The sequence below is a fragment of the Flavimaribacter sediminis genome (assembly GCF_019492055.1).
GTDB classification, from domain to species: Bacteria; Pseudomonadota; Alphaproteobacteria; order Rhizobiales; family Rhizobiaceae; genus Flavimaribacter; species Flavimaribacter sediminis.
Genome location: NZ_JAICBX010000004.1, coordinates 77,849 through 102,947, shown reverse-complemented (window position 1 = coordinate 102,947; position 25,099 = coordinate 77,849). Strand labels below are relative to the sequence as shown.

At 62.6% G+C, this 25,099-nt stretch carries 23 protein-coding genes and 1 pseudogene; 12 read left to right on the top strand and 12 right to left on the bottom strand.

What is annotated here, in order from left to right; all coding sequences use genetic code 11:
• The first annotated feature begins 78 nt into the window (after positions 1-78).
• Positions 79-741 carry a haloacid dehalogenase type II gene (locus tag K1W69_RS19505; protein ID WP_220230124.1) on the top strand — a complete coding sequence of 221 codons (663 nt, stop codon included), beginning with the start codon at positions 79-81 and terminating at the stop codon, positions 739-741.
• Positions 742-754: 13 nt separating this feature from the next.
• Positions 755-1,570: a class I SAM-dependent methyltransferase gene (locus K1W69_RS19500; RefSeq protein ID WP_220230123.1), complete on the top strand. Its 816-nt coding sequence runs from the start codon at positions 755-757 to the stop codon at positions 1,568-1,570.
• Positions 1,571-1,604: 34 nt separating this feature from the next.
• Here the strand turns inward: K1W69_RS19500 and K1W69_RS19495 are convergent, their stop codons facing one another.
• The 5 genes from K1W69_RS19495 to K1W69_RS19475 form a co-directional block, all read right to left on the bottom strand.
• Positions 1,605-2,462 (bottom strand): 2-keto-4-pentenoate hydratase, encoded by an 858-nt coding sequence (locus K1W69_RS19495; protein ID WP_220230122.1) that lies wholly within the window; start codon positions 2,460-2,462, stop codon positions 1,605-1,607.
• A 577-nt stretch (positions 2,463-3,039) separates the two neighbouring features.
• On the bottom strand, positions 3,040-4,623 hold the full coding sequence (locus K1W69_RS19490) for a helicase HerA-like C-terminal domain-containing protein (RefSeq protein WP_220230121.1): 1,584 nt from the start codon (positions 4,621-4,623) through the stop codon (positions 3,040-3,042).
• Positions 4,624-4,758: 135 nt separating this feature from the next.
• Positions 4,759-5,358 (bottom strand): hypothetical protein, encoded by a 600-nt coding sequence (locus tag K1W69_RS19485; RefSeq protein ID WP_220230120.1) that lies wholly within the window; start codon positions 5,356-5,358, stop codon positions 4,759-4,761.
• Positions 5,359-5,471: 113 nt separating this feature from the next.
• A complete protein-coding gene (locus tag K1W69_RS19480; protein WP_220230119.1) occupies positions 5,472-6,149 on the bottom strand; it encodes a zinc metallopeptidase in 678 nt (225 codons plus the stop codon).
• Positions 6,150-6,323: 174 nt separating this feature from the next.
• A complete protein-coding gene (locus tag K1W69_RS19475) occupies positions 6,324-6,695 on the bottom strand; it encodes a VOC family protein (RefSeq protein WP_220230118.1) in 372 nt (123 codons plus the stop codon).
• A 250-nt stretch (positions 6,696-6,945) separates the two neighbouring features.
• On the opposite strand from K1W69_RS19475, the gene K1W69_RS19470 reads away from it, so the two are divergent.
• The 4 genes from K1W69_RS19470 to K1W69_RS19455 all read left to right on the top strand — a co-directional run bounded on the left by K1W69_RS19470 (position 6,946) and on the right by K1W69_RS19455 (position 13,770).
• Positions 6,946-8,244, top strand: coding sequence for a SulP family inorganic anion transporter (locus K1W69_RS19470; RefSeq protein WP_258571221.1), 1,299 nt, complete (start codon positions 6,946-6,948; stop codon positions 8,242-8,244).
• Positions 8,245-8,349: 105 nt separating this feature from the next.
• Positions 8,350-9,717 carry a methylmalonyl-CoA mutase family protein gene (locus K1W69_RS19465; protein WP_220230117.1) on the top strand — a complete coding sequence of 456 codons (1,368 nt, stop codon included), beginning with the start codon at positions 8,350-8,352 and terminating at the stop codon, positions 9,715-9,717.
• On the top strand, positions 9,714-11,861 hold the full coding sequence (gene scpA, locus K1W69_RS19460; RefSeq protein ID WP_220230116.1) for a methylmalonyl-CoA mutase: 2,148 nt from the start codon (positions 9,714-9,716) through the stop codon (positions 11,859-11,861). The genes K1W69_RS19465 and scpA overlap by 4 nt, the downstream gene beginning before the upstream one ends.
• 631 nt (positions 11,862-12,492) lie before the next feature.
• Positions 12,493-13,770 carry an MFS transporter gene (locus K1W69_RS19455; protein ID WP_220230115.1) on the top strand — a complete coding sequence of 426 codons (1,278 nt, stop codon included), beginning with the start codon at positions 12,493-12,495 and terminating at the stop codon, positions 13,768-13,770.
• Between the two features lie 102 nt (positions 13,771-13,872).
• On the opposite strand, the gene K1W69_RS19450 is transcribed toward K1W69_RS19455, so the two are convergent.
• Positions 13,873-14,394: a hypothetical protein gene (locus tag K1W69_RS19450; protein WP_220230114.1), complete on the bottom strand. Its 522-nt coding sequence runs from the start codon at positions 14,392-14,394 to the stop codon at positions 13,873-13,875.
• Between the two features lie 152 nt (positions 14,395-14,546).
• Here K1W69_RS19450 and K1W69_RS19445 point away from each other — a divergent pair, with 152 nt between their 5' ends.
• From K1W69_RS19445 to K1W69_RS19425, 5 genes are all read left to right on the top strand, one after another.
• On the top strand, positions 14,547-15,794 hold the full coding sequence (locus K1W69_RS19445; protein WP_220230113.1) for a branched-chain amino acid ABC transporter substrate-binding protein: 1,248 nt from the start codon (positions 14,547-14,549) through the stop codon (positions 15,792-15,794).
• A gap of 123 nt (positions 15,795-15,917) precedes the next feature.
• Positions 15,918-16,874 (top strand): branched-chain amino acid ABC transporter permease, encoded by a 957-nt coding sequence (locus K1W69_RS19440; protein WP_370688277.1) that lies wholly within the window; start codon positions 15,918-15,920, stop codon positions 16,872-16,874.
• Positions 16,871-18,169: a branched-chain amino acid ABC transporter permease gene (locus K1W69_RS19435; protein WP_220230112.1), complete on the top strand. Its 1,299-nt coding sequence runs from the start codon at positions 16,871-16,873 to the stop codon at positions 18,167-18,169. The genes K1W69_RS19440 and K1W69_RS19435 overlap by 4 nt, the downstream gene beginning before the upstream one ends.
• The gene (locus K1W69_RS19430; RefSeq protein WP_220230111.1) at positions 18,166-18,927 is read left to right on the top strand and encodes an ABC transporter ATP-binding protein; all 762 of its coding nucleotides are present in this window, start codon (positions 18,166-18,168) and stop codon (positions 18,925-18,927) included. The genes K1W69_RS19435 and K1W69_RS19430 overlap by 4 nt, the downstream gene beginning before the upstream one ends.
• Positions 18,927-19,628 (top strand): ABC transporter ATP-binding protein, encoded by a 702-nt coding sequence (locus tag K1W69_RS19425; RefSeq protein ID WP_220230110.1) that lies wholly within the window; start codon positions 18,927-18,929, stop codon positions 19,626-19,628. Before K1W69_RS19430 ends, K1W69_RS19425 begins: the two co-directional genes overlap by 1 nt.
• A 151-nt stretch (positions 19,629-19,779) precedes the next feature.
• On the opposite strand, the gene K1W69_RS19420 is transcribed toward K1W69_RS19425, so the two are convergent.
• From K1W69_RS19420 to K1W69_RS27130, 6 genes and pseudogenes are all read right to left on the bottom strand, one after another.
• Positions 19,780-20,916: an MFS transporter gene (locus tag K1W69_RS19420; RefSeq protein ID WP_220230109.1), complete on the bottom strand. Its 1,137-nt coding sequence runs from the start codon at positions 20,914-20,916 to the stop codon at positions 19,780-19,782.
• Positions 20,913-21,431 carry a TetR/AcrR family transcriptional regulator gene (locus K1W69_RS19415; protein WP_258571220.1) on the bottom strand — a complete coding sequence of 173 codons (519 nt, stop codon included), beginning with the start codon at positions 21,429-21,431 and terminating at the stop codon, positions 20,913-20,915. The genes K1W69_RS19420 and K1W69_RS19415 overlap by 4 nt, the downstream gene beginning before the upstream one ends.
• A 161-nt stretch (positions 21,432-21,592) precedes the next feature.
• Positions 21,593-22,423: an NHL repeat-containing protein gene (locus K1W69_RS19410; RefSeq protein ID WP_220230107.1), complete on the bottom strand. Its 831-nt coding sequence runs from the start codon at positions 22,421-22,423 to the stop codon at positions 21,593-21,595.
• Positions 22,420-22,839 carry a carboxymuconolactone decarboxylase family protein gene (locus K1W69_RS19405; RefSeq protein WP_220230106.1) on the bottom strand — a complete coding sequence of 140 codons (420 nt, stop codon included), beginning with the start codon at positions 22,837-22,839 and terminating at the stop codon, positions 22,420-22,422. The genes K1W69_RS19410 and K1W69_RS19405 overlap by 4 nt, the downstream gene beginning before the upstream one ends.
• Positions 22,775-23,203 carry a MerR family transcriptional regulator gene (locus K1W69_RS19400; protein WP_220230105.1) on the bottom strand — a complete coding sequence of 143 codons (429 nt, stop codon included), beginning with the start codon at positions 23,201-23,203 and terminating at the stop codon, positions 22,775-22,777. The genes K1W69_RS19405 and K1W69_RS19400 overlap by 65 nt, the downstream gene beginning before the upstream one ends.
• 100 nt (positions 23,204-23,303) lie before the next feature.
• Positions 23,304-23,579 (bottom strand): annotated as a pseudogene (locus tag K1W69_RS27130) (IS3 family transposase); the annotation flags it as partial.
• A gap of 242 nt (positions 23,580-23,821) precedes the next feature.
• Between K1W69_RS27130 and K1W69_RS19390 the strand changes: the two are divergent.
• Positions 23,822-25,051 carry an OmpA family protein gene (locus K1W69_RS19390; RefSeq protein WP_220230103.1) on the top strand — a complete coding sequence of 410 codons (1,230 nt, stop codon included), beginning with the start codon at positions 23,822-23,824 and terminating at the stop codon, positions 25,049-25,051.
• Positions 25,052-25,099: the final 48 nt, after the last annotated feature.

The following is a 25,099-nucleotide window of genomic DNA, read 5'->3' as shown; positions in this document are numbered from 1 at the left end:
GCTGCGCCTCTCCGGCGCCGGCCCTTGACCTTAACTGCGCGACGGCACAATGTGCCGCCGAAAAAGGTCACGACAGCCATGCCCGCAACGCAACCCTACGCCGCATTTGTATTCGACGCCTACGGAACGCTGTTCGACGTGCACGCCGCGGTGCGCCGGCACGCTTCCGATATCGGACCGGACGGCCCGCGCCTTTCGGAAATCTGGCGCAACAAGCAGCTCGAATATTCCTGGGTGCGCTCGCTGATGGGCGCCTACCAGGATTTCTGGGCGCTGACGGAACAGGCGCTCGACTATGCGCTCGCCGCCACGCCGTCCGTCGACAAGGCGCATCGGCAAAGCCTGCTCGACGCCTACTGGAAGCTCGATTGCTACGCGGAGGTTCCGCAGGTGCTGAAGGGCCTGAAGGCCCGCGGCGCGAAACTCGCCATCCTGTCCAACGGCTCGAAGGCGATGCTTGAATCCGCGGTGAACAACGCCGCGCTTGACGAGATTCTTGACGACGTCTTCTCGGTCGAGGACGTCGAAATCTTCAAAACCGCGCCCCCGGTCTACGATCTCGTGGCCACAGGCTATCGTCTCTATCCGGACGCGATCTCCTTCCAGTCATCGAACAGGTGGGACATCGCGGGCGCCCGTAAATTCGGCTTCCGCACGGTCTGGATCAACCGCGCCGGCAATCCGGACGAATATCTCGACTTCACGCCCCACGCCGTGCTGCCGGACCTCACCAAACTCTAGGCGGGACACGACCATGGACAGATCGGACATCGAACGCGCCGTCGCCTCGCATTACGGCCGCAGCGGTCTCGCCGACAATATTCTCAAGACACTCGGCTTGCACGACGCAGCCCCCGGCTCTGTTCCGATCGAAGCGCTTTTTCCCGTCGATCAGCTGCATCACGGCGGCGTCGGCCTGACGGAGAAAATGGCCGCAACCGCTGGCGTGCGCGCCGGTATGAAGGTGCTTGACGCCGGCAGCGGCATCGGCGGCTCAGCGCGCTTCCTGGCTGGCCGTTTCGATTGCGACGTGGACGCGCTGGATCTCAGCGAAGATTATGTCCGGACGGCCGAGGATCTGGATCGGATCGTCGGTCTGTCGAAGAAGATCCGCAATCGCGCCGGCTCGGTGCTCGATCTGCCGTTCGAGGCCGGATCGTTCGATGTGGTCTGGAGCCAGAACGTGACGATGAATGTCGCCGACAAGCAAAGGATGTTCGCAGAAGCCTTTCGGGTTCTGCGGTCGGGCGGCGTCTACGTTCTCACCCACATCGGAAGAAAATCGGACGGCGCGATCGACTATCCCCTTCCCTGGGCCATAACCGAAGCGACCAGCTTCGTCACGTCCCCGTCCGATTTCGTCCGGGCGCTGTCGGACGCCGGGTTCATGGACGTTCAGGATCACGCGAAAGACGCGCCGCCCCCGCCGCCGCCGTCGCCGGCCGCGGAAGGCGAACCGGACGACTCGCTCGCAATGGGTGATCAGATGTTGCTGAGGCGCGCCAATTTGCGCCGCGCGGCTTCGGCCGGGCTCCTTGTTCCCATGCTGGTGACGGCCGTCAAACCCTGAGCCTGTGCCTGAGCCAAGGCTGCGCCTGCCCGGACTAATCGAACGTCACGGAAACTTCCGGATTCCCCGTCAGCCCTTCATAGGTCACGGTCGCCGTCAAACCGGCTTTCGGAACCAGCAGCGGCCCGATGGAGCCGACACTGATCAGGTCGCCCTTCTCGAAGATCGCCCCGCTCTTGCGCAGCCAGAGCACGGCGTTCAGCGGATGGCCGAGCACGGCTGCGCCCGGCGCGCGCGACAGCTCCTCGCCGTCCTGATTTTCGACCGACACTGTCATGTCGGCAAGCGATGCGAAGAATTCCTGCGTCTGCTCGACATCGATCGGATCACCCAGCACGCCCAGCCGCGCGCCCACATTGATCGCGGTGATCACGGCGCCGTTCAGCGCTTTCGGATTGTCGACCACGAGGTCCGGCAGTTCGATGAAGGGATAGACGGCGGCGAGGTGTTTCATCACGTCTTCGGCGGTCGCGGCCTTGTTGATCTCGTCGTCGGCGACCGAGACGATCAGATCCGCCTCGAAACGCGGCAGCGCGCCGAAATCGGCTGGCACGGTCGCGCCGTTTTCCAGCATCATGTCCTTCATCAGCGTGCCGCGCACCGGCTCGTCGATGTTAAACGCCTCCTGAGCCGGCTTGCTCGTCAGGCCCGCCTTGTAGCCAAGCGGAGCGCCCCAGCTTTCCGACAATATGGCGACCAGCTTTTCCTGGGTGCAGATCCCGTCATTGACGGTAGCGACATCCGGCGCCGGCGCCGGTTCCTTCGCCAGAATTTTTGCCGCCAGCGCCTTCACGGCCTCGTCCGTCGCGCAGGCCGCATACGCCTGGGGCGTCCAAAGCGCCGCAGCGATCGCCGCTGCGCTGAACCACATCCGGTTTGTGTTTCTCACCATGCCCGTTTTCCTCCTCAGGCGTTCTGGAGTCTCCGTTCGATCAGGCCGTCGATATCGTCGACGCCGCCATTGTCGAGACGCGCCGGCATAATAGCATAATCCTGATGATGCGGCTCTTAAATGACGATGTCGGGCGCAACTTCCGACAGCATCTCCCATTCTTCAATGGGCAGGTCCGGCAGCACGACGCTGTTGTCCTTCTCACGCGGCCGCGCCAGCATCGTTTTGCCCACTTTCAGAGACGGCCGCCATAGGAGGTCGACGTCGCGACTTCGGAAAACGTCAACGCAAATGCGACGACGTCGTCCAAGGTCATCGACGCTTCCTCCCCTGCGGGCTTGAACTGATCCGACGGCCCCGCATCCTCGGCGCCAATTCGTACTCTCTATCCTGCCGGAATGTCGCTCTGGATGCCGGATCAAGTCCGGCATGAGGGATGTAGGATGGCCATTCCATAAAGCATTTGCCCCATAAGGCACGCTCCCATTTCCCCTCATCCCGGGCTTGTCCCGGCATCCAGTCAGCGCCGCGTCTGCTGCGTGAGAAATGCAATGTCGCAGTTTCCCGTACGCCGGCTTTACCGCCCTTTCTTCAAACTCCCGAGAATGCCGCGCGCAAGCGCCCGCCCGAGGCTCGTGGCAGCCGACCGCGCCACGGATTTTATCATGGCTTCCGTCACCGTCTGGCGCTGGTAGCGCGAGCGGGTGGAGCGGCTGCGCGTCGGGGACTGCTTGCGTCCGCGATCGTCGTAGTCGTCCTCGTCGCCGAAGCCCGGCAGCGTCCAGCGCCGGCTTTCCTCGATCTTTCGGTTTTCCTCCTCCTCGCGACGGCGCTGCTCCTCTTCCTTGCGGGCGGCGCTTTCGGCGCGTTTCGCCAGGATCTCGTAGGCCGATTCCCGGTCGACGTCCTTGTCGTACTGGCCGGCGACGGGACTGACCGCCATCACGTCGCGGCGCTCGGCCTCGGTGATCGGCCCGAGCCGGGACGACGGCGGCCGGATCAGCGTGCGCTCGACCATCGAGGGAATACCCTTCTCGGCCAGCGTCGAGACCAGCGCCTCGCCGACGCCCAGCTGCGTGATCGCCTCGAAGCAGTCGAATTCCGGATTGGGGCGGAAGGTTTCGGCCGCCACCTTCACGGCCTTCTGCTCGCGCGGCGTATAGGCGCGCAGCGCGTGCTGAATACGGTTGCCAAGCTGGGAGAGCACGGTTTCCGGCACGTCCAGCGGATTCTGCGTCACAAAATAGACGCCCACGCCCTTCGACCGGATCAGCCGCACCACCTGCTCCACACGGTCGACCAGCACCTTCGGCGCCTCGTCGAAGAGCAGATGCGCCTCGTCGAAGAAGAAGACCAGGCGCGGCTTGTCGGGATCGCCCACTTCAGGCAGTTCCTCGAACAGTTCCGAAAGCAGCCAGAGCAGGAAGGTCGCGTAGAGACGCGGGTTCATCATCAGCCGGTCGGCGGCCAGAACGCTGATCGCGCCGCGGCCGTCCGGGGTCGTGCGCATGATGTCGCTGATTTCCAGCGCCGGTTCGCCGAAGAAATGTTCAGCCCCCTGCTGCTCCAGCACCAGGAGATCGCGCTGGATCGCGCCGATCGACTGTTTCGACACGTTGCCGAACATGCCGCTGAGCTCGGAAGCGTGCTCCGACATGTAGTTGAGCAGCGCCTGCAGGTCCTTGAGATCAAGCAGCGCCATGCCGTTCTCGTCGGCGATCTTGAAGGCGATGTTGAGCACGCCCTCCTGCGCATCGGTCGAGTCCATCAGCCGCGCCAGGAGCAGCGGCCCCATTTCGGCCAGCGTCGTGCGCACCCGGTGGCCCTTTTCGCCGAACAGGTCCCAGAAGATCACCGGGAATTCCTGGAATTCGTACGGATCGAGGCCGATCGTCTTGGCGCGTTTCTCCAGGAAATCCTTCGGTTCGCCCGCAGCCGCGATACCGGAAAGGTCGCCCTTCACGTCGGCGCAGAACACCGGCACCCCGGCGTTGGAAAAGCTCTCGGCCAGGATCTGCAGCGTCACCGTTTTGCCGGTTCCGGTCGCCCCGGTCACCAGCCCGTGCCGGTTGGCGTATCCGAGATCAAGATATTCGCCCTTGTTGATGGAATCGTCCGGCTTTCTGCTCGTGCCGATGAAAAGCTTTCCGTCCTGAAGCATTGCGCGCTCGCACCCCCGTATTGTTCGTCGTTTTTCTTATAGGGATACTGGCGGCGCGGAACAATCGCTCAGTGGACGCGCGGAGCGTGCGGGGTGTCCAGACCGCCAGACACCGGGCCTTGCAGGAACGCCGGTTCAGCCACACCCGTTGTGACGGCGCCACATTTCCGGATCGTGACCTTCCGGCGCATTGGCGCACGGGTCATCGGAATACCCGCGCAAGACATTGTATTTTCTGATCTGGGCGTCGCTCAGAAGTCCGGGCGTCGACAGATGCCGCGAAAGGTGAACGAACCGCAGTTCATCGCGCGCGGCGGCTGACTCGGCAAGCAGGCCGCGAAGCGTCTCTTCGGAAAGGTCGGAACCGGAAAATGCGTCGCTCAACGCCGCCTCTGCGGCAATGAAGCGCTCGCCTGCGGCGATGGCGGCTGCGCGCATCTCCTCATAGATCGCGGAGATCGCTTCCACTTGATCTGCTGAAAGGGCCAGTTCGTCCCGCAACTCGAGAAGATGCGCTGGACCGGGCCGCCCGTTCAGTTCAGCAGGCAGGGCCAAGCCCCAGCCGCCGCCGCGGCGCAATTCTTCAATATCCTCTTGCGACAGGCTCTTGATCTCGCGAGTCTCGAAACCTGCATAGGGGGCGTCGTGCTGCCCGTGTGCATGTTCCTCCGCCAAAGCCGCAAACGGCGCCAGCGAGAGCGCCAGGGCCAGAGACAACGTACACCGCACTGACATGTTCATTCCTTCCGCAGACACGGGTTGGACTATCGAAATCAACCGACACCTTCACCCCGTTTGGCGGCGACTGCAAGCCGACATTGCATAGACCCTGCGGCAATGACCCGTGGCTACCGCAAAAACCTCAGTATCCGAAACAGATTGAGGATCTGCATCAATGAGGCGGCGACGTAGGTGAAGGCGGCGGCTTTCAGCACCGACCGCGCCGCCGGCATGTCGGGCTCGCCCAGATAGCCGCCCTGTTCGAGGATCGGCAGGCCGCGTTTGAAGCTGGCGTCGAATTCGACAGGCAGCGTCACCAGGTGCGCCAACACCCTGACCAGCCCCATCAGGACAACGGCGGCCGCGCCGAACAACAGGAGCCGGGGCGTGGCGACGGCGCTGCCCAGCACGGAAAGCGCCACCATGCCCAGTGAACCGAGCTGATCCGTAAACGCTGCGGTCCTGACGGTGGTCTCGCGCCATTTCAGCGGACCATAACTGTCGCGATCCTGGATGGCGTGGCCGACCTCATGCGCCGCGACAGCCACCGCCGTGATGGACCGCCCGTCGAAATTCTGCTGTGTCAGCCGAACCGTTTTCGCAGCCGGATCGTAATGATCCCCAGCGTCGGTCTGTTCGACCGGGACCTCCTTGAGATCGTGAAGATCAAGCAGATGCCGGGCAAGCTCACCGCCGGTTCCCGCAAAATCGTCGCGGTCGCCGCGGTGCCGGGCCATCACGATGTGAACCCACACCATGGGCCCGAATATCAGCAGCAGGATTGCGGCGACGCCGATCAGTAACATGCTGCCCTCTCCGCCCGGTTGTTCGTCTTGCTTTATATAGGTCTTGTTTGCGCGGAATCAGCCTCTGCAGTCGCGAAACCACCCAAAACAGGCGCCGCACTGGAAATAACCAAATCGAAAATGAAACTCAAACCGGCCGTATTACGGAATGGTGCGCACCTCGGATTCGGGATGCTAGCGATGCTGGTCGATCAGGATCTGGTTTCCGTCGGGATCCGTGAGCATCAGGCTTGCTGGTCCGCTTGATGTTTCGTCCGCCTCGCTCGACAACGCGACGCCTTGCCGTTTCAGTTGACGCTGAATGTCACGCACATCGTCATACGATGCGGTTTCGGCGCCGTCCTGGTCCCATCCCGGATTGAACGTGAGAATATTGCGCTCGAACATGCCTTGGAACAAACCGATGACATGAGGGCCATTCCTCAAGATCAGCCAGTTTTCCTGCTCGACCCCGCCAGCGACTTCAAAGCCAAGCTTCTCGTAGAATGCCTTGGATTTGGAAATGTCTTTCACCGCAAGACTAACCGAAAACGACCCGAGATCCATGCTTCACCACCACTATTCCGCTGCACCTTACTCAGCCGCAACCTAAAAGAATCGCCATGCTTTTACAAACCGCGACGATTAACTATGCGGGATTTGTGAATGGCGAGCGGTCGTCTGAAATGCAGTCTTGGCGCACTCCCAACCATGCGGCGATTTGGGCCGTTTCGTATCGGCCGCATTCCGTAGTACAGTGCAACCCCGCATTCAAAATCCAATTCGCGCCCCGTGCGCAGCGTCACCGAACGAGCCCATGTCCCATTCCGCGGAAGCGCAGCCGCGCCGACCCATTCTCCAGCCGAAGATCCTGACCACGATCAGGGAATACAGCTGGACGCTCTTCTGGGGCGATCTCGTCGCCGGCGTCACGGTCGCAATGGTGGCGCTGCCGCTAAGCCTCGCGATCGCAATCGCCTCCGGCGCCGATCCGGTCAAGGGGCTGGTCACGGCCGTCGTCGGCGGCTTCTTCATCTCGTTGCTCGGCGGCAGCCGCGTGCAGATCGGCGGGCCGACAGGCGCCTTCATCGTCGTCGTTTTCGGAGTGATCGCCGAACACGGATATGACGGGCTGGTGATCGCAACAGCGATGGCCGGCGCGTTGCTTGTCGTCGCGGGTTACCTGCGGATCGGCAATCTCATCGCCTTCGTGCCGGACGCCGTCGTCAACGGTTTCACCATCGGCATCGCGCTGATCATCGCGACCAGTCAGCTGCAGGATTTCTTCGGCCTGAGGGTTGAAGACGTTCCGGCCGATTTTCTCGAAAAGCTGCCCGTGCTTTGGCAGGCGCGCGACACCGCCAATCTGGCGGCGATCCTTGTCGCGGTTCTCACCATGGCGCTGATCGTGATCCTGCGGAAACGCTATCCGAAGTTCCCGGGCATTCTGCTCGCCGTCGCCATCGGTTCCGGGCTTGCCGCCGCCCTGCCTCTGCCGGTGGACACCATCGCTTCTCGTTTCGGCGCGCTGCCGAGCCAGTTCCCTGTGCCGACCCTGCCGGACCTGTCGCCGGAGCGAATCGTCGAGTTGCTGCCATCGGCCATCATCATCGCCTTCCTGGCCGGCGTGGAATCGCTTCTGTCGGCCATGGTGGCCGATCGGATGATCGACGGCCGGCACAGGCCGAACGCCGAAATCATCGCGCAAGGCATCGCCAATATCGCCTCTTCGCTGTTCGGCGGCATGCCGGCGACGGGCGCCATCGCGCGCACCGCCACCAATGTGAAAGCCGGCGGCAAGACGCCGGTCGCAGGGCTGTCGCACGCCGTCTTCATCCTGCTGTTCATGGTCTTCGCGGCGCCGCTCGCCGGCTATCTGGCGTTGCCGGCGCTCGCCGCCCTTCTGATGCTGACAGCCTGGAACATGAGCGAACCGCACCACTGGCCGGCCTACCTGAAACTCCGACTTTCGGATCGTGTCCTTCTGATCCTTACTCTGGTATTGACCGTCGTGATCGATCTGACGGTGGCGATCGGCGTTGGCGTCTCGATCGGCCTTGCGCTCAGACTCGCCAGACGCAGGCCTCCGCAAGACTGGCACTTGCCTGACAGGTGAGCATGACAGGAGAATGTTGCATCGGCCGATCCGCGTTTTTATGATCGGTCCACAGGGAGCGTAGAGACGCGCCGCCTTCGACGCGTCGGCATTCGGTGAGGATTTATGGACTATCGGGAAATTGAAAACACGGCGTTTGCCCCAGCCGATGAAGCGACATGGCGCAAGCTCGCCGAAAAGGCCCTGAAGGGCGCGGATTTCGACGCTGCGCTCGTCTCCCGCAGCGATGACGATATCGCCTACGGTCCGATCTACACACGATCTGCCTCGCCGGCGTTCCTGCACAGGATCGATGCTGACAATCCCTGGTCGGTCTGCCAGCGTGTCGATGATCCGGACGCCTCGCGCGCCTCAGTTCAAATCGCCGAAGATCTGCAAAACGGCGCCGACAGCCTGATGGTCTGCCTCGAAGGCGCGCCGTCGGCCCTTGGCTTCGGCGCCTCCGCCGATATCGCCGATCGGCTTGCCTATAACAAACCCCGCGCGATCTGGCTCGATCCCGGCGCCGATTTTGGCGCCGCGTCGAAGTTTTCCAGCATCGAAGGCGCAACCCTTTACGGCGGGCTGGACCCGTGGTGCGTCGCCGCGCGTTTCGGCGTCGATCAGGTCGATCCGGCGGCCCTCGCCCCTGCGGCGCGCGCCCTTGGCGGCGTTGCGCTGAAGGCGGACGGCCGCGTCGTGCACAACGCCGGCGGCACGGAAGGCCAGGAACTCGCCTTCATTCTGGCGAGCATGGCCGAAAATCTCCGATTGTTCGAAGCAGCCGACATCGCACCAGGCGACGTCTTCGCCATGACCGCGCTCTACGCGTCGGTGGATCAGGACCAGTTCCTGTCGACCGCCAGGCTGCGGGCGCTGCGTCAGCTTGCCGCCGCCATGCAGAAGGCCTGCGCCGTCGCGCCGGTCTCCATGCCGATCCATGCGGAAACCTCGCTGCGCATGCTTACCCGCCAGGACGCCGAAACCGGCGTCCTGCGCAACACCATTGCGGCCTTCGCCGCAGGCATCGGCGGCGCCGACGCGGTCACAGTTCTGCCTCACAGCTGGTCGGCTGGCCTGCCGGAGGCGGCCGCGCGGCGGCTTGCCCGCAACACCCAGATCGTTCTGATCGAGGAAAGCCGCCTCGACCATGTGCTCGATCCGATGGCGGGCGCCGGCGGCGTCGAATATCTGACGTCCGAAATCGCAGCGGTCGCCTGGCGCCTGTTCCAGGAGATCGAGGCGGAAGGCGGCCTGCTGGCAAGCCTGACAAGCGGCGCCTTCCAGAGCCGCGTGCATGAAGCGCGCGCCGCCCGGTTCCAGCGGATCGAAAAGGGCGAACGGCCGATCATCGGCACGACGCTCTATCCTCCGGCCGCAGAACGGCCTCTCGACGTGTACGAAAAGACCGCAGCCCCCGAAACGCCGGCCATGGATGCGAAATCGCTTGCGCCCGCGCCGCTCTACCTCGCCGCAGAAGGAGAAGCAGCATGAGCAAGCTTCCCGATTTCCGCACAATCGACTGGGCGCCCGAAGCCGGCCAGCCCTCGCCCGCCGGCGAAGGCGCAGACTGGGAGACGCCGGAAGGCATCGACGTCAAGCAGCACTACAAGGCCGATGACCTGTCAGGCCTCAAGCACCTGGACACATGGCCGGGCCTTGCGCCCTATATCCGCGGCCCCTACCCCACCATGTATGTCCAGAAGCCGTGGACGATCCGGCAATATGCGGGCTTTTCGACAGCCGAGGAATCCAACGCCTTCTATCGCCGCAACCTCGCGGCCGGCCAGAAGGGCCTCTCCGTCGCCTTCGACCTCGCCACCCATCGCGGCTACGATTCCGATCATCCGCGCGTAGCCGGCGACGTCGGCATGGCGGGCGTGGCGATCGACTCCATACTCGACATGCGCCAGCTCTTCGACGGCATTCCGCTCGACGAGATGAGCGTGTCGATGACCATGAACGGCGCAGTTTTGCCGGTGCTCGCGCTTTATATCGTGGCGGCCGAGGAACAGGGCGTTCCCCAGGAAAAGCTGTCCGGGACCATCCAGAACGACATCCTCAAGGAGTTCATGGTCCGCAACACCTATATCTATCCTCCTTGGCCCTCCATGCGCATCATTTCGGACATCTTCGCCTACACGTCGAAGCACATGCCGAAATACAATTCAATCTCGATTTCCGGCTATCACATCCAGGAAGCCGGCGCGACGGCCGATCTGGAACTCGCATACACCATCGCCGACGGTATCGAATACGCCCGCGCGGGGGTGGCCGCCGGCCTCGACATCGATACGTTCGCGCCACGGCTTTCCTTCTTCTGGGCCAACGGCATGAACTTCTTCATGGAAGTCGCCAAGATGCGCGCAGGCCGGCTGATCTGGGCCTCCCTGATGAAGAAGAACTTCGATCCGAAGGACGTCCGCTCGCTGTCGCTGCGCACCCATTGCCAGACGTCCGGCTGGTCGCTCACGGCGCAGGATCCGATGAACAACGTCATGCGCACCATGATCGAGGCGATGGCGGCGACGCAGGGCCACACGCAGTCACTCCACACCAACGCCTTCGACGAAGCGCTGGCGCTGCCGACGGACCATTCCGCCCGCATCGCCCGCAACACCCAGCTCGTCCTGCAGCACGAATCCGGGACCACGCGCATCATCGATCCGTGGGGCGGCTCGCATTATGTCGAGCGCCTCACCCATGATCTCGCGGCGCGTGCGCTCTCCCACATCGAGGAAGTGGAATCGCTCGGCGGCATGGCCCGCGCCATCGAGGAAGGCATTCCGAAGCTGCGCATCGAGGAAGCCGCCGCCCGCACGCAGGCGCGCATCGACAGCGGCCAGCAGACGGTCGTCGGCGTCAACCAGTTCCGTCCGGCGGAGGACGGCGAGGTCGACGTGCTCAAGGTCGACAACGCCCAGGTCCGCGCACGGCAGCTCTCCAAGCTGCAGGAGCTCAAAGGCACCCGCGACGTCGGCGCCGTGGAATCCGCGCTCGCCAGTCTCACGAACGCCGCCGAAAGCGGCGAAGGCAACCTGCTCGCCTTCGCGATCGAAGCCGCCCGCCACAAGGCGACCGTCGGCGAGATTTCGCTGGCGCTTGAAAAAGCCTATGGCCGCCACACCGCCGACATCCGCACGATTTCCGGCGTCTACCGCAAGGAGATCGGCGCTTCCGACGCGGCCTTCAACCGCGCCGTCGCCAAGGTCGAGCACTTCGCGAAGATCCACGGCCGCAAGCCGCGCATTCTCGTCGCCAAGATGGGCCAGGACGGCCACGACCGCGGCCAGAAGGTCATCGCCACCGCTTTCGCCGATCTCGGCTTCGACGTCATCGTCGGCGCCATGTTCCAGACGCCGGAAGAAGTCGCCAAACTGGCGATCGACGAGGACGCCGACATCGTCGGCGCCTCCTCACTCGCCGCCGGTCACCTGACCCTGGTTCCGGAACTGCGCGAGGCGCTGGACCGCGGCGGCGTCAAGACGCTGATTGCGGTCGGCGGCGTCATTCCGCCGCAGGATTTCGATGCGCTGAGACGCGCCGGCGCGTCAGCCATCTTCCCGCCCGGCACGGTGATCGCGGAAGCCGCCGTCGAACTGATCGACAGCCTGGAGGCTGAAGACAAGGCGGCGTGATATCGCAGCGCCGCATCAACGACCCGGAAAATTTTGGCAAGGCATCTCTCACCGCGCAGACGCGCGGTGGCTGGATGCCGGCTCGCAGGCCGGCATGAGGGTGATTAAGAAGGTCGACGCAATGCAGCGACTGCACTGTGCGCTGCATCGAAGATGTGCATCGCCACCCCCCCCCGCTCCTCATCCCGGGCTCAGACCCGTAATCCAGCAGCGCCGCTTCGACGGCGCGATAGATGGGCGGTGTTGAAATGAATCCAAAGGATATGCTTCAGCAAACCCCTGGAAGCTCATCCGGCAAGACAACAAGCCCGCTCCGTGAAAAAAAGGCGTAAAGCGACAGCGCCACATCCGCAGATCGAAAGGCATATGGGTATGGAATCTCTCACCGCGGAGACGCGGTGAATGGATTCCGGCTCGCAGGCCGGCATGAGGGTGGCACAAAGGTCGACCCAATGCAGCGACCGCACAGTGTGCTGCATGAGAGATGCGCCACACCGCCTCCCCCGCTCCTCATCCCGGGCTCCGACCCGGGACCCAGCAGCGCCGCGTCGGCGGCGCGAGAAATGGATGACGCGGCAAAACAGCCAATACGGATAATTGCGACGGAAACAGTTTCCTGTAAGGTCGCGCCATGATTGCTTCCGCCGTCGCCGCACCTGCGAGCAAACGCACTCCGATCATCGCCGGCGCCGTCGGCAGTGTCGTGGAATGGTACGATTTCGCCATTTACGGCTTCTTCGCGGCGTCGATCGGCAAGCTGTTCTTCCCCTCCGATGTTCCGCTCGCTTCGCTTCTCAGCGCTTTTGCCGTGTTTGCGGTCGGATACGCGGCGCGCCCGATCGGTAGCCTGCTTTTCGGCTATCTCGGAGACAGGTTCGGCCGGCGCCGGGCGCTGATGATTTCGATTGTAGCCATGGGCGCGAGCACCACCGCCGTCGCCATATTGCCGACCTACGCCCAGATCGGCGTGGCGGCGCCTGTCATCCTGATTGCGCTCAGAATTTTACAGGGACTGTCGGTCGGCGGCGAATACACCGGCGCCAGCGTCTATGTCGCCGAGCACGCGCCGCCGAAGCGCCGCGGCTTTCTTGCCTCCTTCGTCGAGTTCGGAGTGGTCGGCGGCTTCATGCTGGGTTCGGCGATCGGCGCCATGACCGCAGCGGCGCTCGGCGACGCCGGCGTTTCCGCCTGGGGATGGCGCATCCCGTTCGCCTTCGGCGGCGTGCTCACGCTGATCGTGCTGGCGCTGCGTCGGAACATGCCGGAAAGTTTCGCCGGCTCGACCGCGGAGGACCTGTCCGTCTCGCCGCTTATGGAGGTTTTCCGCGATCACTGGCGCGAGATGCTGCACATCACCGCGCTTGTCGCTTACGCCGGACCGATGTTCTACATCGTGTGGGTCTACGCCGCATCCTATCTTGAGCAGACGCTGCATTTCTCCACCGTCGTGACAATGGACATCTATCTTGTTTCGCTGGGGATAATCGGCGTGGTGGTGCCAATCTCCGGCCATCTGAGCGACCGGTTCGGCCGTCGGCCCTTCTTCCTGGCCGTCGGCATCGCCGGCCTCGTGCTGACATGGCCGCTTTTCTACCTGCTCCACCAGCCTTCGGTCGCCCAGGTGCTCGTCGCCCAGTTGGGCTTCGCCATACTTTTCGGGACCATCTACGGAATGGTGCCCGCGACCATCGCGGAGCTCCTGCCGACTCGAGTACGCTGCTCCGGCGCCGCGATCGGCTACAACGCCTGCCTTGGTCTCATAGCCGGGACCGCGCCGCTGCTTTCAACCTGGCTGGTCGCGCGCACCGGCGACGTCCTCGCGCCTGCCTGGTATCTGATCCTGCTGGCCGGCGTCCATCTGATCGGCTGGGCGTTCCTGAAGGAAAAGGCGGGCCAGCCGCTGTCCTGACGGCAGCGCCGGACCAGGCCGGATTCGACCCGATGCAGCGGGACATTTTCGGTATTTTCGGCGAGCGCATTCCGCGGAGAACGAGAAGGCGGCGCGATCCGACTACGGCGCGTCTACGCCCCAAGGAAATTCAGCAAGGCATCTCTTACCGCGCAGACGCGCGGCGGCTGGATGCCGGCTCGCAGGCCGACATGAGGGTGATTTTGAAGGTCGACACAATGCAGCGACTGCACAGTGCGCTGCATCGAAGATGCGCATCGCCACCTCACCCCGCTCCTCATCCCGGGCTCCGACCCGTAATCCAGCAGCGCCGCGTCGGCGGCGCGAAAGATGGGCGGTGTTGAAATGAATCCAAAGGATATGCTTCAGCGAATCCTTTGAATCCCATCCGGCAATACGAAAAGTACGCTTCGTGAATAACCACGATATCGTCAGCGTATCATCACTGAGAATTTCCGAAAGAACATAGAATAACGCGCTGATTTTCTTTTTCTTTCTTATCCATCCCGGCAAATGGAAGATGAACCCAGTCAGACGAAACCCTTTACCTTGCGCGCCTTGCGGAGAGGCGGTCGACAGCCGCGTCCGCTCACCCCTCATGACGTCCTGGCGCGGTTCAATCACCGGTTTATACGCCTCCCAAAGCACAGCAGGCTTGACAAGCCGGCTTCATGTGCAACTGTTGCACCACCTTCGATGGCGGCTTCGGCTTCGATCCGTAGCGACTGCCTGATGAAGGATCTTTGGGAGGAGAGACTCTTTGGGAGGAGTGACTTATGCGAACATCGCTTAGACTCGGCGCAGCCACTGCGCTGACGCTGTTGATTACTGCATCCGCCGCGTATGCGGAAAACATCAAGATCGCCTATATAGATCCGCTTTCCGGACCGTTCGCGGCAACCGGAACCAATGGCCTGCATCAATACGAATTCGCCGCCGAGAAACTTGTCAACGAAGAGGGCGGCGTACTCGGAGGAATGAACTTCGAGATTGTCGCCTTCGACAACAAGATCAGTCCGAAGGAGTCGCTGATTCAGCTGCAGGTCGCCATCGACCAGGGCATCCGCTACATCGTCCAGGGCAATTCGTCCGGCGTCGCCAACGCGCTGACAGACGCCATCGAAAAGCACAACCGGCGCAATCCGGACAACCGCGTGCTTTTCCTGAATTATTCGGCTGTCGATCCGGCGCTGACCAATGACAAATGCAATTTCTGGCACTTCCGCTTCGACGCCCACGCCGACATCAAGATGGATGCGCTAACCGATGTGATCGCGGAAAACGAGGACATCAAGAAGGTCTATATCATCGGTCAGGACTATTCGTTCGGCAAGGCGGTGGCTGCCGCCGCGGTGTCGTTCCTGGGCGAAAAGCGTCCCGATATCGAAATCGTCGGCAACGAGCTGCACCCGATCGGCAAGGTGAAGGACTTCACCCCGTACGCCCGCAAGGTTACGGCGTCGGAAGCCGACGCAGTCATCACCGGAAACTGGGGCGCCGACATGCTCGGGCTTGGAAAGTCGATCATCGAAAACGGTTTCGACGGCCCGATCTACACCTACTACGCAGCGGCCGACGGCATCACTGCAGCCTTCGGTGAAAGCGGCAAGGGCACCCTCAAGCTGGTCGCCGAGGGCGGAGACAACCCGCCGGACAAGGAAAAGGCGCAGGAATACATCCGCGCCTTCAAGGAGAAATATCCGGACGGAAACCTGAGCCAGTCCCGGATCACCAATGTCGTCGAGATGCTCGCACAGGCGATCAACGAGGCGGGAACGGCCGATGACGTCGTGGCCGTCGCGAACAAGCTCGAAGGCATGACCTTCTCCGACGGGCTGTGGAGCGGCGAACTCTACATGCGTCCGCAGGATCACCAGCTCATCCAGGATGTGCATATCTACGGGCACACGGACGTGGAAGCTCCCTTCGATTTCGATAATTCGGGTTACGGCCTGAAAATCGAGGACACCATCACCAACGCGTCCGCCGACATCGACACGACCTGCGAGATGGAGCGTCCGTAGCAATTCCGGCAAAAGGTGGTTGACCGGGCGGGCCTCGCGCCGCGCCCGGCCAATCTGAGGACTTGCCGTCCGGCTTCCCTTGCGACGCCGGGCGGCTGAGCCAACCACCGGAAGGGAGGCCTCGTGGAACTCATCTTCGTCAACCTCATCGACGGGTTGGTGACAGGGCTGCTGCTGTTCATGCTGTCAGCCGGCCTGACACTGATCTTTTCGATGATGGGCGTGCTCAACTTCGCCCATGCGAGCTTTTACATGCTCGGCGCCTATTTCGGCTACCAGATAAGCCTGTATACGGGATTCTGGGGCGGCCTCGTGCTTGCGCCCATCATCGTCGGCGTCGCCGGCGCAGGCGTGGAGCGCTACGGCCTAAGGCGCGTTCACCAGTACGGCCACGTGCCCGAGCTTATCTTCACCTTCGGGCTCGCCCTGCTGATCGAGGAGATCGTCCAGTTCATCTGGGGCAAGAACCAGGTGTCCTACGGAATACCGGAAGTCCTCCAGTTCACCGCCTTCTCGATCGCCGGCAATTCCATCCCCGCCTACAAGGTCTTCATGATCTTCATTTCCGTCGCGATCTTTCTCGGCCTGCTGTATGTGCTGACGCGGACGCGGATCGGAATGATCATCCAGGCGGCGCTCAGCTATCCCAAGACCGTCGAGGCGCTCGGCCACAATGTGCCGCTGGTCTTCATGGGCGTCTTCGGCGCGGGAACCGCTCTTGCCGGCGTCGCAGGCGTGATCGCGGGCCCCGTTCTCGGCACGTTTCCAGGCATGGCGTTCGTGCTCGGATCGATCATTTTCGTGACGATCGTCATCGGCGGCCTCGGCAGCCTGTGGGGCGCGCTCATCGCATCGCTCCTGATCGGCTGGATAACGACGTTCGCGAAATCCTACAATCTGGAGATGGCCGACCTTTTGACGGCGCTCGGTTTCGAAAAGCCGGAGCCGATCTGGGACAGCGCCTGGCGCGACCTGTGGACGGTGACGTCGCCGCAGATCGCCGACATCCTTCCCTATATGCTGATGGTCCTGATCCTGATTTTCAGACCGCGCGGCCTGTTCGGAAAGCGTGACGTATGACGGACGATATCACAACGGATCCTACCCGGCCCAGCCAGCGCATGCGCGCGGGAAGCATGGTGATCGGCAAGCTGCCCTGGATCCTGGCGGCGCTGTTTCTCATCATCCTGCCGGTGATCTTTCCTTCAAACTCCGCAATCACCATCATGAACCAGATGTCAATCACGATGGTGTTTGCGCTCGCCTACAACATGCTCCTCGGGCAAGGCGGAATGCTCAGCTTCGGACATGCGGTCTATATGGGCGTCGGCGGGTTCGCCTGCGTGCATCTCATGAACGTTGCGGGTTTCTTCGACTATCTGCCCCTGCCCTTCCTTCCGCTGTTCGGCGGACTTGGCGGCATGGCGCTGGCCATCATCGTGGGCAGCTTCTCGACCCGCAGCGCCGGAACGATCTTCGCCATGATCTCGCTTGGCATCGGCGAGCTTGTCGCGGCCTGCTCGGTGATCATCGTCGTCTTCTTCGGCGGCGAGGAAGGCGTGTCGGCGGACCGCACCCTGGGCATGCCGTTCTTCGGCATCGAGTTTCTGTACCAGCGGGAGGTCTACTACCTGATCGCCTTCTGGCTGCTGCTTTCCGCGATCCTCATGTACCTGTTCTCGCGCACGCCCATGGGGCGCATGGCCAACGCCGTGCGCGACAATCCCGAGCGGGCCGAGTTCCTGGGCTATTCGTCGCGCTGGGTGCGCTTCTACAGCTTCGTGGTGTCGGGCTTCTTCGCCGGCGTCGCGGGCGGACTGTTCGCGATCAACTACGAGATCCTGACGGAGGAAAATCTCAATCTCACCACGTCGGGAACCATCCTTCTGGTCACCTTCCTCGGCGGCGTCGGACATTTCTTCGGACCGATCATCGGCACGGTCGTCTTCACCCTTGTCCAGACGGTGCTGAGCCTGGAGACCGAATTGTGGGGCTTTTACGCCGGGTTGCTGTTCCTGGCGACGGTGATGTTCTTCCCCGGCGGCATCGCCGGCCTCATCATGATGCACGCGCCGGCGATACGGCTCGGCAAGGCGGGCCGGCTGATCATGCCCTATCTGATCTGCTTCGTCCCGGCCTTCTTCGCCGTGCTGGGCGTCGCGGCCCTCATCGAGATGGTCTTCCACGTGCGCCACGCATCCGTGGGCGACGAGGAAATGAGCCTCTACTGGATGACGTTCGACAGCCACGCCCTGTTGCCCTGGGTCGTCGCGGTCGCGGTCACGGCTGTGGCGCTGGCGCTGACCAGGCGGGCGGCGCCGGCGTTGCGGGCGGCCTGGAACGACGCCAACACACCGGAAGGAGGATCGGCATGACGGCGCCAGCGCTCGAACTGGAAGGCGTGACGAAGAGTTTCGGCAGGATCGAGATCATTCGCGGCGTGGATCTGCGTATCGCGGCCGGCGAGCGGCACGCCATCATCGGGCCGAACGGCGCCGGCAAGTCCACCCTTTTCAATCTGATCACCGGCCGCTTCGACATCACTTCCGGCCGCATCCGGCTGCACGGAGCGGATCTGAGAGGCAAGGCGCCCTACCAGATCAATCGCATGGGTCTCAGCCGGTCGTTCCAGATCACCAACATTTTCGCGAAGATGACGGTGTTCGAGAATATCCGCTGCGCGCTCCTGTGGCCGCAGGGCTACGGATACTCGTTCTGGAACCTCGTTCACAACCAGCCTTCGCTGACCGAGGGCGCCGAGGAGATCCTCGAACAGATCAACCTGACCGGCCGTCGCGACACCATGGCCGGCCTCCTGTCCTATGCGGAGCAGCGCGCGCTCGAGATCGGCATCACCATCGCCGGCGGCGCGGACGTGATCATGCTCGACGAGCCCACGGCCGGCATGAGCCATTCGGAAACCGACTATATCGTCGACCTGATCCGCAAGGTGACCGAGGGCCGCACGCTGGTGGTGGTCGAACACGACATGGGCGTCGTCTTCGGTCTCGCCGACAGGATCAGCGTGCTCGTCTACGGCGAGATCATCGCGACAGACGTTCCGGAAGAAGTCCGCCGCAGTCCGAGGGTCCAGGAAGCCTATCTCGGAACCGCCCTGGAGGCCGAACACTGATGCTCACGGTTACAGACATGCACGCCTATTACGGCAAGTCGCATATCCTGCAGGGCATCAACATGGAGATCGCGCAAGGCGAGATCGTCGCCCTGCTCGGGCGCAACGGCGTCGGCCGCTCCACGACCTGCAAGGCGATCATGGGCGAGGTCGAGCCGCACGGCTCGGTCAAGTTCAAGGGCGTCGAGATCGCCGGCTCCAAGGCCTATGAAGTGGCGAATATGGGCATCGGCTACGTGCCGGAAAACCGGGACATCTTTCCGGGCCTCACCACCCGCCAGAACCTCAGCCTGGGGCTGAAGTTCCGCCAGAAGGACGGCGCCGGGCGCTGGTCCATGGAAAACATGTTCGACATGTTCGAAAACCTGAAAACCCGGGCGGACGTCGAGGCGAGCGTGCTGTCGGGCGGCGAGCAGCAGATGCTCACGATCTGCCGCACCCTGATGGGCGATCCCGATCTGATCATGATCGACGAACCGACCGAAGGCCTGTCGCCGCAGATGGTCCAGCGCGTCGCCGAACTCGTCAAGGAGATCGCACGGCGCGACGTGGCGATCCTCCTCGTCGAACAGAAACTCGCCATTGCGCTCGACATCGCCCACCGGGTCTATGTCATGGGCCACGGCGAAGTGGTGTTCGAAGGCACGCCCGCCGACCTCCGCCAGCGCGAGGACATCCGCAACGAATGGCTCGCCGTCTGAGGCGCGCTTTGGGAGTTTGAATTACGACGGCGTGTCAAACTTCAATGCCTGCTTTGTTTCCCGCGAGGGTAATCTGTCCTGCGGGGTCAGCCGGCCGCGTTGAGCCCTTCCACGATTTGCGAGCGAAGCGCTCCCCGGCGCCTTTCGAAGGCTACGCAGCAGCGCTCTTGGTCGCGCTTCCTGCACGAAAGGCCCCGGCAAGGAGCGCGACGACGGAAAAACAGGTCACAGCCGATCCCGCGCCCGGACCTGCCATCAGAAACCCGAAGAGAGGCGCGCCGGCGGTCTGGCCGAAGGCGATGGTCAGGAACCCGATCATAAGCCCGGTCGCGGGACGGTCCGGCAACGCGTGGATGCCCCAGACAAGGTATACCCCGGTCAACATCACATACGCCGCGCCGAAGAGAGCGCCTCCGATCAAAGCAAGTGCGGGAGTGGCGATGCCCAGTCCGACCGCAAGAATGCTCGCGGCCATCAGTCCCAGGAAAATCCAGTGAACCGGGTCGAGACCGAACCGGCCGATGAGCGTGCCGGCCCAGGCGCCGGCAATGCCGCCAGCGCCGATGCAGGTCCAAAGGATGCCGGTTCCGGTTGGCCCCCATCCCAATTGCTGCGACACGAGATGGCCTCCGAAGGACCACAGGGCGGTGCTTGCGGCCCCCATCAGGAACGACGCGGAGATCAGGCGGATGACCTGGCCATTCATCGGAGGCAAACCGCCAGCGCCCTTGCCGCCCCGTGAGGCCGGAAGAGAGGCTGCGGCCGCGGCCGCGAGCACCACCGCCACGGCGGCGAACGCGCCGAAGGCCAGCCGCCACTGCCCGGCAATGGCGAGGGCGATCGGTCCCGAAAAGGCCACCCCGGCGCTCGTCCCCGCATTGATTACGGTGTTCGTAATATCTTGACGGCTCTTGTGTACCGCAGCGGCCACGGCGGCGGCCATGGGCGGCGAGGCAAGGCCGGTGCTCGATCCCGCCACCACCACGGCAACGGCAAGGACCAGTGGCGACGGAGCGAGCGCGATCCCTGTCATGCCGGCGGCGGCGACGAGGGCCGCACCGACGGCGACCTGGCGTGCGCCGATCCGTTCGGTCAGCACCGCTGATGCGACGATGGCGATGCAGTAGCCGGCGAAGGCGCCGCCGGAGATGATGCCGCTGAGCGAGGAGCCGAGGCTCAGATCACCGTCGATCTGCGGCAGGAACAGTCCGAAGGCGAAGCGGGCGAAACCGTAGCAGACCGCGATCAGGCCGAAACCTGTCGCGCCGACACGAAGGGCGGGGCTCATGTTTGCGCCCTCTCGATCAGAATGGCCGCCGCCGCCCGCGCTGCGGACACGGCTTCCGCGCCCCGGTAGACCGCCGCGTGGGTTGCCCCCTCAAGGAGAACCAGCACCTGCTCGGCCAGTTCCGGGTCCTCGCGTCCGAGGTTTACTGCGACAACCTCTTCGATCCGTCGGTGAAACGCCGCTTTGTGTATCGCAACCGCCTCCGCGATCTCGGGCGTCTCACCGCCGGTTTCCGCACGGGATCGCAGAAACAGGCAGCCCCGCGCGCCTTCTACCCGCACCCAGTCCTCGAGGGCTGCGAACAGCGCGTCCACGCTTTGCACCTCGAGCCGAGCCATGAAGCGCCGGTCCCGCTCGTTCAGCACGCGCGCCATGAGCTGCGCCTTGCTACCCGCATGCTTGTAGAGCGTCCGGCTCGACATCCCCGCAACAGCGATCAGCCGGTCCATCCCGGTGGCCATGTAGCCGTGCCGGTCGAAGAGCCGCTCGGCAGCGGCAGTGAGCCTGGTGCTCATTTCCACAAAGAGCCTCCTTCGGTGTCCATGGGCATCAATGTAAAACGTTCGTTTTACTTTTCAAGCTGGCAAGGACCAAGGTCAACTGTTCCGCTTTTACGACTTTCAAGAGAATGCGTGGTGCTGTCGGAGGTCTCGGGAATTTCGCGACAGTTGCTCTCTCAATCTGGAACCGGAATCCGATAGATTGTTCCATCGCCCCACGTGGCAGTGAGCAGCGAGGCCCCGTCGGGTGTGACAACCAGGCCGACCGGGCTGCGCAATCCCTCTGCAACAATGCGGGACTGGCCATCCGACAGAATTTTCCGCACGGTCGTTCCGCCATAATCGACCACGAATACACGGCCGTCCTTCGTCATCGCCACGCCGGGACCAGGCGTACCGAATTCCTCGCCGGCCTCGATGCGAGCGCCGTCCGGGCGCAGTATCGTGACTCCGCCGCCGATGTTGGAGACGACATAGCCATTGTCCGGTGTCTGCACCACACCGACTGGCGTTCGTAGACCGCCGATGACGGGCTCCAGGCCGCCGCTCCGGGAAACAGAGAGAATCTGGTTGGTCCGGCGATTGGCGACAAGCAGTCGGCCGGATCTGTCGAAGCTCAATCCAGCGGGTGTCGCCAGGCCGGTCACATGCACGCGGCGCTCACCGGACGGGGTGAAGCGATAGACTTCATCACGCGAATAGGATGCGACGTAGATCGTACCATTTGGGCCGATGGTCAGGCCGGAAGGACCGGAAAGTACATCCGCGAAAGTGGTGCGTTTCCCGGCAGGGTCGATGCGCGAGACACGGCCCGCCCCCCATTCAGCCACGAACAGATTGCCCTTGGCGTCGAAAGCCATGCCGACCGGCGAACTGAAGCCGTCCCATAGCTTTTCCGGTGTCGCCGGGTTCTCGAATGCGGCAGTCGGCCCAACGAATGGGGAAGCAGAAACCACGGCGAGAGCCAGTGCCCTGGCCGCAAGCGAGGAGCGCAGCGCATTCATCATTCCGATAGCCCCTGCTCGACTGGAATGCGGGCTGCGAACACTTCCTTGGCCGCGAATAGCCCGTTGAGCGCCGCAGGAAAGCCGGCATAGACCGCCATCTGCATGATGATCTCGATGACTTCTTCCTTGCTCACCCCGACATTCAGGCCCGCTTCGATATGGACCTTCAATTGCGGGGTCGCCGTCCCCATCGCTGTCAGCGCCGCGATGGTCGCGATCTCGCGGGCGCGCAAGTCGAGGCCTGGGCGGCTGTAGATGTCGCCAAACGGGAACTCGAACAGATAATTCGCAAAGTCGGGGGAAATGTCTGCCAGGGCGGCCACGACATTGTATCCGGCCTCGCCGTCGATTTCAGCGAGCGCCCGCTTGCCGCGTTCCAGCCGGCTTTCGCCGACGTTCGGGGATTGATGCGTCATAGTCTTTCATCCTCTTTTTGCTGCCGGCATATCCGGCAATCTTGGTGTCGAGGACGAGAAGGCAGGCTTGCAGTTCGGTCAGATGCGCGCGAACACGATCGCGATGCTGTTCGAGCAACGCGCTGCGCTCCGCTTCCGTGCCGACGCCGCGCTCCCGCAAGGCTGCGTATTGCAGCATTTCCCGGATAGGCATCCCGGTCGTTTTGAGACGGTCGAGAAATTCGATCCAGATCAGGATTGATGCGTCGTAGTCACGTTGACCCGATTGGTCCCTGTCGGCATAGGGAAGCAGCCCGATCCGCTCGTAGTAGCGGATAGTGTGGGCCGATAATCCCGAACGCTTCGACAGTTCACCAATTCTCATGATCGCCTTCTTTCGTCACGACGCACAGGAAGCTACAGGTTAGAGTGCGCTCTAAGTCAAGGGGGCATTTTGAGCTGCTGCCGGTTTGATGGACGGGTAGTTAGGCTTTCATCGTTCGTTTTTCGTATCCCATCGGGCTCAGGGTATCCAGCTTCGAATGACGGCGCCGGGGATTATGGAAGCGCTCGATGCAGTGGAACAAATCGGCCGTGGCCTGGTCCCGGGTACGATAGACTTTGAGGGCTGTCCGTTCAGTCTTCAGCGATAAGAAGAAGCTCTCCATGGCTGCATTATCCCGGACATTGCCTGATCGGCTCATCGAACAAGTGACGCCGTGATCCGCCATCAGGCGCCGGAACTGCTCGCTGGTGCATTGGGCAGATTCAAACGGTCGTCGCAACACCGACTGTGTGTCCTCATGGCGGCAACTCGTCAGGCGTCTCCGCCGGCGTCCTCCAGCCCAGGGCTTTCCTCGATCGAGCATTGAGGGCTGCTGCCACAGCGGCGATTTCGTCGGCACTGGCTGGGATGTGCATCAGCTGGAACGTTTGTGGGCGTTTGAGAAATGTGCTTTCATCGCCGCCAATGATTGAAGTGAGTTTTGCAAGGCGGACCACAATGCAGCATATTCCCTTTTTGGCGCCGGTGGGCGCGGCAGCCTTTTTTGTCACAATTGCAATCGGCCCGGTGATGGCCGAAACGCCTTCAGGCACAGATTTGCTGAGCTTCGCGCAAGGCGCGCTGCCGTTGGAACTGGGTCAAGACGCGGAAGTTCTGCGTGTCGGACCAGAGCACGCCATCGCAATGATTGATGGCAACCCTGTCAAATTTGTAGCGATGCGCAAACCAGCGACGGCGGAACAAAGTGTTGCTTTCCACTATGCTCTGCCCGCGCCAACAAAATTCTCGGGATTTTTCGTTCCAGGTATCCAGGAGACGCCAAGCCCTTCACAAACGTTCTTCAGGAATGTCACAGTTTCCGGATCATCCGAAGGACCGGAAGGTCCATTCGTGCCACTGGCGTCCGGTGTGCTTGAGACACATACCGAGGACGACCAGGTGACTCCGCTGACACTGGAGGCCAACCAGCCCAAGGTGCAATGGATCCGTGTCGTGTTACAGGGCGGAGTCGACGTTCAGGCAGACAAGAGCTTTCTGGAGTTCTCTGAACTCATTGGCACGGGTGTTCAGGACGAAGCACCTGTATCTGAAGGTTTCCAGGGCGTCTGGACAGGCCGCGGAGTGAAACTGGAGTTGGAGCAAAACGGTGCGACGGTGACCGGTTGCTATGACGGCGAGTCGATGTTGACCGGCACGGTGTCTGGCAATGTTCTTCGTGCACTTGGTGAGAATGCGGCCGGAATTCCCTCGCAATTTATTTTGCTGGCGAGGGACGATGGCTCGATTCAAGGGTTGCGATCAACGAACGGCGCTCCGTTCAGCTCATATAATGGCGGGTCATCGGACAATGCGGCATCCTGTCTTGCACCCGAGCCGCCCAAATTGGGCTGTGGATCAATCGTGCACGGCATTCAGTTTGACTTTGACAGCGATGTCATCCGGCCATCGTCCAGCGTTGTTCTTGCCGATCTTTATGAAGGTCTGCGGGCAGATGGCGCAGATGCGGTCACAATTGTCGGCCATTCCTCCAGCGAAGGCGCTGAAGACTATAACCGCGACCTTTCCGAACGCCGGGCGGCATCGGTTGCCAAAGCGCTTGTCGCTTTGGGGTTGAACGCGGCAACGGTCACCGCGGCCGGGCGCGGCGAGGACGAGCCTATTGCAAGCAACGCCGATGAGGCCGGGCGATCATTGAATCGACGGGTTGAGGTGCAATGCACAGGCTGAATGCGTTTGGGCCGGGAGCATGCGCCATGGCGTTGTTACCCGCTTCGG

Coding starts and splice junctions, on each gene's coding strand:
- K1W69_RS19505 (WP_220230124.1), top strand. CDS start 79: ATGCCCGCAACGCAACCCTACGCCGCATTTGTATTCGACGCCTACGGA.
- K1W69_RS19500 (WP_220230123.1), top strand. CDS start 755: ATGGACAGATCGGACATCGAACGCGCCGTCGCCTCGCATTACGGCCGC.
- K1W69_RS19495 (WP_220230122.1), bottom strand. CDS start 2,462: ATGGTGAGAAACACAAACCGGATGTGGTTCAGCGCAGCGGCGATCGCT.
- K1W69_RS19490 (WP_220230121.1), bottom strand. CDS start 4,623: ATGCTTCAGGACGGAAAGCTTTTCATCGGCACGAGCAGAAAGCCGGAC.
- K1W69_RS19485 (WP_220230120.1), bottom strand. CDS start 5,358: ATGTCAGTGCGGTGTACGTTGTCTCTGGCCCTGGCGCTCTCGCTGGCG.
- K1W69_RS19480 (WP_220230119.1), bottom strand. CDS start 6,149: ATGTTACTGATCGGCGTCGCCGCAATCCTGCTGCTGATATTCGGGCCC.
- K1W69_RS19475 (WP_220230118.1), bottom strand. CDS start 6,695: ATGGATCTCGGGTCGTTTTCGGTTAGTCTTGCGGTGAAAGACATTTCC.
- K1W69_RS19470 (WP_258571221.1), top strand. CDS start 6,946: ATGTCCCATTCCGCGGAAGCGCAGCCGCGCCGACCCATTCTCCAGCCG.
- K1W69_RS19465 (WP_220230117.1), top strand. CDS start 8,350: ATGGACTATCGGGAAATTGAAAACACGGCGTTTGCCCCAGCCGATGAA.
- scpA (WP_220230116.1), top strand. CDS start 9,714: ATGAGCAAGCTTCCCGATTTCCGCACAATCGACTGGGCGCCCGAAGCC.
- K1W69_RS19455 (WP_220230115.1), top strand. CDS start 12,493: ATGATTGCTTCCGCCGTCGCCGCACCTGCGAGCAAACGCACTCCGATC.
- K1W69_RS19445 (WP_220230113.1), top strand. CDS start 14,547: ATGCGAACATCGCTTAGACTCGGCGCAGCCACTGCGCTGACGCTGTTG.
- K1W69_RS19435 (WP_220230112.1), top strand. CDS start 16,871: ATGACGGACGATATCACAACGGATCCTACCCGGCCCAGCCAGCGCATG.
- K1W69_RS19430 (WP_220230111.1), top strand. CDS start 18,166: ATGACGGCGCCAGCGCTCGAACTGGAAGGCGTGACGAAGAGTTTCGGC.
- K1W69_RS19425 (WP_220230110.1), top strand. CDS start 18,927: ATGCTCACGGTTACAGACATGCACGCCTATTACGGCAAGTCGCATATC.
- K1W69_RS19420 (WP_220230109.1), bottom strand. CDS start 20,916: ATGAGCCCCGCCCTTCGTGTCGGCGCGACAGGTTTCGGCCTGATCGCG.
- K1W69_RS19415 (WP_258571220.1), bottom strand. CDS start 21,431: ATGAGCACCAGGCTCACTGCCGCTGCCGAGCGGCTCTTCGACCGGCAC.
- K1W69_RS19410 (WP_220230107.1), bottom strand. CDS start 22,423: ATGATGAATGCGCTGCGCTCCTCGCTTGCGGCCAGGGCACTGGCTCTC.
- K1W69_RS19405 (WP_220230106.1), bottom strand. CDS start 22,839: ATGACGCATCAATCCCCGAACGTCGGCGAAAGCCGGCTGGAACGCGGC.
- K1W69_RS19400 (WP_220230105.1), bottom strand. CDS start 23,203: ATGAGAATTGGTGAACTGTCGAAGCGTTCGGGATTATCGGCCCACACT.
- K1W69_RS19390 (WP_220230103.1), top strand. CDS start 23,822: ATGCAGCATATTCCCTTTTTGGCGCCGGTGGGCGCGGCAGCCTTTTTT.